Source organism: Bradyrhizobium sp. AT1, assembly GCF_001590795.1.
Taxonomy (GTDB): domain Bacteria; phylum Pseudomonadota; class Alphaproteobacteria; order Rhizobiales; family Xanthobacteraceae; genus Bradyrhizobium.
This window is the reverse complement of record NZ_JXDL01000001.1, coordinates 8459-12624: the sequence shown is the minus strand read 5'-3', so window position 1 is coordinate 12624 and position 4166 is coordinate 8459. Positions and strand designations below refer to the sequence as shown.

Here is a 4166-nt window from a genome sequence, read left to right as displayed (position 1 = left end):
ATGACGCGGGCCGGCATGAAGCGCGCGAAATGCGCGCAGCCGAGCTCGCCGGCGAGATTGACGCCGCCGAGGCCGAGCGCGACGAGGCCGTAGATCGCCGCGGAATAACCGAGGCCGGTCTGGTAGAAGAATGGCGCGACGACGCCGAACGCCAGCTGCGCGCTCGCCGCCGCGGCAAAGACAAGGACGAAAGCCAGGAAGCCCGGACGCAGCAGCGCATCGCGCAGGATGCCGGCCGTGCGGCGCGGATCGAATGGTGCCCGCCGGTCAGCGGGCAGCGTCTCTGGGAGAAAGAATGCGACGATCCCGGCTACGATCGCCGCGGCGATGGCGATGATGACGAAGACGCCGCGCCATGACGTCAGCTCGACGATGAAGCCGCCGGCCGCGGGCGCCAGCACAGGCGCAAGCCCCCAGGCAGCTCCAAGCAGGCCGGAGATCGCCGTGAGTTCACGGCCGCGAAAGCAGTCGGCCGCGACGGCATAGGCGACGACGAGGCAGGTGCAGCCACCGATGCCTTGCAGGAAACGCAAGCCGAGCAGCAGCGAGGCGCTGGTGGCGAGCGCGCAGGCGATGCTCATCGCGATCAGCACCGACAGGCCTGCGAGCAGAACCTTGCGACGGCCGAGCGTATCGGAGGCGATGCCGACCGGCACCAGCGCGAGAGACATTCCCAGCATGTAGGCGGTGACGGTGTTCTGCATCGAGGCCGCGTCAGCGGCGAGATCCACCACCATCTGCGGCAGGCCGGGCGTGTAGGCATCGAGCGGAATCTGGCTGAACGGCACGACGCACAACAGGATCGGCACGATCCCGCTCCTGGCGCGACCGGCGTCGGAAGCTAGTGCAGTCATGGCTTACGCCCCTCGGTTCCCGCGGGCCCCGTCTTTTCGTGCGCGCTATGAGAGGCGACGATGCAGGTTGCGGACATTGTCGCGCGGAACGTGCCAGAACTGTGTGTAAAAACTCTTAGGAGGTCTGGTTCGCCCCGAACGACGGATACCAATGTCCGCGGTCTTGAGACGCTCAAACAAAAAACGCGAAAACAACCCCATGCACAGTACAAATCATTGAAGAATATCGTCTGGCACGGCGCGAACGCTACGAGCGCGGACGTTTGACTCGTCGGGCAAAACACGCGCAGGATTGCATGATTGCCTCGTGTGTCTCCGCAAGTCGCACCGACGCCGTTAACGGTTCGGAAGGCATCGCCGTTTCGAAACGCGGAGCGCCGGTTCGACATGGAGTCACTGTCGGAGGCGCAAGGCAGAGCTCCAGATGGATGCCTGATCTCAGCTTGCACAACGCGCGTGCGGCAAATGAATCGAGTCCGGCAGACGTCGGCAATCGAGGTGGGCAATGATTCTCGGCAGAAGCGACGGCGTGTGGCTCAATGAACCGGACCGTTGGACGGCAGAGGGCGATCGTCTCCAGATCGTCACTGACAAAGGCACCGACTTCTGGCGCGAAACCCACTACGGCTTCAAGCGCGACAGCGGCCATTTCCTGGGATTTCCAACCGGCGAGGCGTTCACCGCCAGCTTACGCGTCCAGGGTCACTTCCAGGCGCTCTACGATCAAGCGGGCATCATGGTGCGCCTCGACGCCCACCATTGGGTCAAGGCCGGTATCGAACTCTCGGACGGCCGTGCCATGCTCGCGAGCGTGCTGACCGATGGGCGATCGGACTGGGCAACCGCACCCTACGAGCATGATGCCGGCGACTTCTGGATGCGGGCGACCGTCACCGACGGCGTCCTTCGTCTGCAAGTTTCGGCCGACGGCAAGTACTGGCCTCTCATGCGGCTCGCGCCGTTTCCGCGCGCAAGCTCCTACCTTGTGGGGCCGATGGCCTGCACACCCGAGCGGGCGGGGCTTGACGTCGTATTCTCGGCATTTCATCTGACACCGCCGCTTGGAAAGGACCTCCACGACCTGAGCTGAGCTGGCTTTGCGATCTCTGTTGCTCCCGCGCGGACGGACCGTCGTTCAGCCAGAAAGCCCGCGCTTGCCTCACTTCGGCGCCGACTGCGCCTCCACTGCCTGCACGGCCACACTCGCCACCTGCCGCAGCGCTTCGCGATCCGCGCCTGACGACGCCATCACGCCCATGCCGACCGCGACGGCCGACACATAGCGCGCGAGCGCGGCGGGATCGGAGCTCGGTTTCAGATCGCCTTCGGCCTTGGCGCGGACGAAGCGGTCGCGGAGCTGGTCTTCGTTCTGGGCGCGGCGGGTGGCGAGCTCGAAGGGGACGTTCTCGGAGCCGGTGCCGCAGGCTATGCCGCCTTGCACGAGCAGGCAGCCGGGCGGATTGGCGGGATCAGTCTGCTTGTCGGCGATGCCCATCAGCATCCGCTCGGCGACGGCGCGGGCGGTGGGCGCGGCGACCACCTCGTCCATCCAGACGCCGCGCAACTTGGTGTAGCGGTCGAGCGCGGCCTTCAGCAGGCCTTCCTTGTTGCCGAAGCAGGCATAGAGACTCGGGGGATTGATGCCCATGGCCTCGGTGAGCTGGGCGATGGTGGCGCCCTCATAGCCATGGCGCCAAAACACTTCCATCGCCTGGTCCAACGCCGTTTCGGCGTCGAATTCGCGGGGGCGTCCCATGCGCATGTGCCTGTCTCCTCGGAATCGGCGAGCCTGATCAGCCTAACGCCGGTTCGTATCTATTTGTTCTAACTTTCTTTTTCTTGTGTCTTCCCATTGTCGCGGTATCGGCGTACAATTTTCTTAGTGAATGGTACATAAGTATCTTGCACTGCGAGATCCAGCTCCACATCTGTAGTGAACACTACATATCTGGAGCGCGCAAATGCCCCCCACCGAAAAAACCTCCCGTACCGGCCGCCTTCGCCGCCTCCTCGGCGGCGTCGCCATCATTGGCGTCCTTGCCGTGGCCGGCACGATCGCGGCCGGCCATTATCTCCGGGCCGCCCAGGCCACCGCAACGGCCGCCAGCGCCGAACAGGCGGTGCCCGTCACGGTCGCCATGATCGAGCCGCGGCAGACCGCGCTGTGGGACGACTTCTCCGGCCGGCTGGAAGCTATCAACCGCGTCGAGCTCCGCCCTCGCGTCGCCGGTGCGATCCTTGCGACCAAGTTCACTGAAGGCGCGCTGGTGAAGGCCGGCGACGTCCTGTTCAAGATCGACCCGGCGCCCTACGCGGCAGAGGTCGACAAGGCCAACGCCCAGCTCGAGGCGGCGAAGGCCCGCGTGGTGTTCACGACCAGCGAGGTCGAACGCGGCGCGCAGCTCGTCGGCAATGCCGTCGTGACCCGCCGCGATTTCGATCAGCGCGAGAACGCCAATCGCGAAGCGATCGCCAACGTGAAGGCGGCCGAAGCAACGCTGCAGACCGCCAAGCTCAATCTCGACTACACCGAAGTGCGCGCGCCCGTGGACGGGCGGGTCGGCAAGATCGAGGTCACCGTCGGCAACCTCGTCGCCGCCGGCACCGCCTCCCCGGTGCTGACCTCGCTGGTCTCGGTCAATCCGATCTACGCCTCGTTCGATGCGGATGAAGAGGTGGTGCTGCGCGCGCTGAACTCGATCGCGGATGCCGCAGGCCAGCGCGGCAAGCTCGACCAGATCCCGGTGGAGATGACCACCTCCGGCGGCCTCTCGGCAAAGGGCCACATCCAGCTGATCGACAACCAGGTCAACGGCCAGAGCGGCACGATCCGCGTCCGCGCAGTGTTCAGGAACGAGGACGGGCGCCTCATCCCCGGCCAGTTCGCGCGCGTGCGCATGGGCCAGCCGAAGCAGCAGACGCTGGTGATGATCGACGAGCGCGCGATCGGCACCGACCAGGACAAGAAGTTCGTGATGGCGGTCGGCGAGGACAGCCGCGCGGTCTACCGGCCGATCACGCTCGGCGGCGCCGTCGACGGGCTTCGTGTCGTCACCTCGGGCCTGAAGTCCGGCGATCGCATCGTCGTCAACGGCCTGCAGCGCGTGCGTCCAGGCGCCCTCCTCAAGACGGAGGTCGCCGCGATGGGCGCGCGTGGGCAGCAAGCAGCCTCCAACCACAGCAACCAGGACGTGGTGCAACGCTAGTCACCTCGTTCCGGGGCGCGCGGGCAGCCCGCCCCGGAACTCGAAATCATAGAACGGCCAGGACATCCCATCTCGATTCCAGGTTCGCGGGCGCCCCCGCGACGGA

General features: G+C 65.8%; 4 protein-coding genes. 2 read left to right on the top strand and 2 right to left on the bottom strand.

Annotated features, from left to right (window positions below; all coding sequences use genetic code 11):
• Positions 1 to 854, bottom strand: an 854-nt coding sequence (locus SE92_RS00055; RefSeq protein ID WP_063193911.1) for an MFS transporter, incomplete at its 3' end; no start/stop codon positions are given.
• Between the two features lie 505 nt (positions 855 to 1359).
• Between SE92_RS00055 and SE92_RS00050 the strand changes: the two genes are divergently transcribed.
• A complete protein-coding gene (locus tag SE92_RS00050) occupies positions 1360 to 1944 on the top strand; it encodes a DUF1349 domain-containing protein (RefSeq protein WP_063193910.1) in 585 nt (194 codons plus the stop codon).
• A gap of 69 nt (positions 1945 to 2013) precedes the next feature.
• Here the strand turns inward: SE92_RS00050 and SE92_RS00045 are convergent, their stop codons facing one another.
• A complete protein-coding gene (locus tag SE92_RS00045) occupies positions 2014 to 2616 on the bottom strand; it encodes a TetR/AcrR family transcriptional regulator (protein WP_063193909.1) in 603 nt (200 codons plus the stop codon).
• A 199-nt stretch (positions 2617 to 2815) separates the two neighbouring features.
• Here SE92_RS00045 and SE92_RS00040 point away from each other — a divergent pair, with 199 nt between their 5' ends.
• Positions 2816 to 4060, top strand: coding sequence for an efflux RND transporter periplasmic adaptor subunit (locus SE92_RS00040; protein WP_063193908.1), 1245 nt, complete (start codon positions 2816 to 2818; stop codon positions 4058 to 4060).
• Positions 4061 to 4166 lie beyond the last annotated feature (106 nt).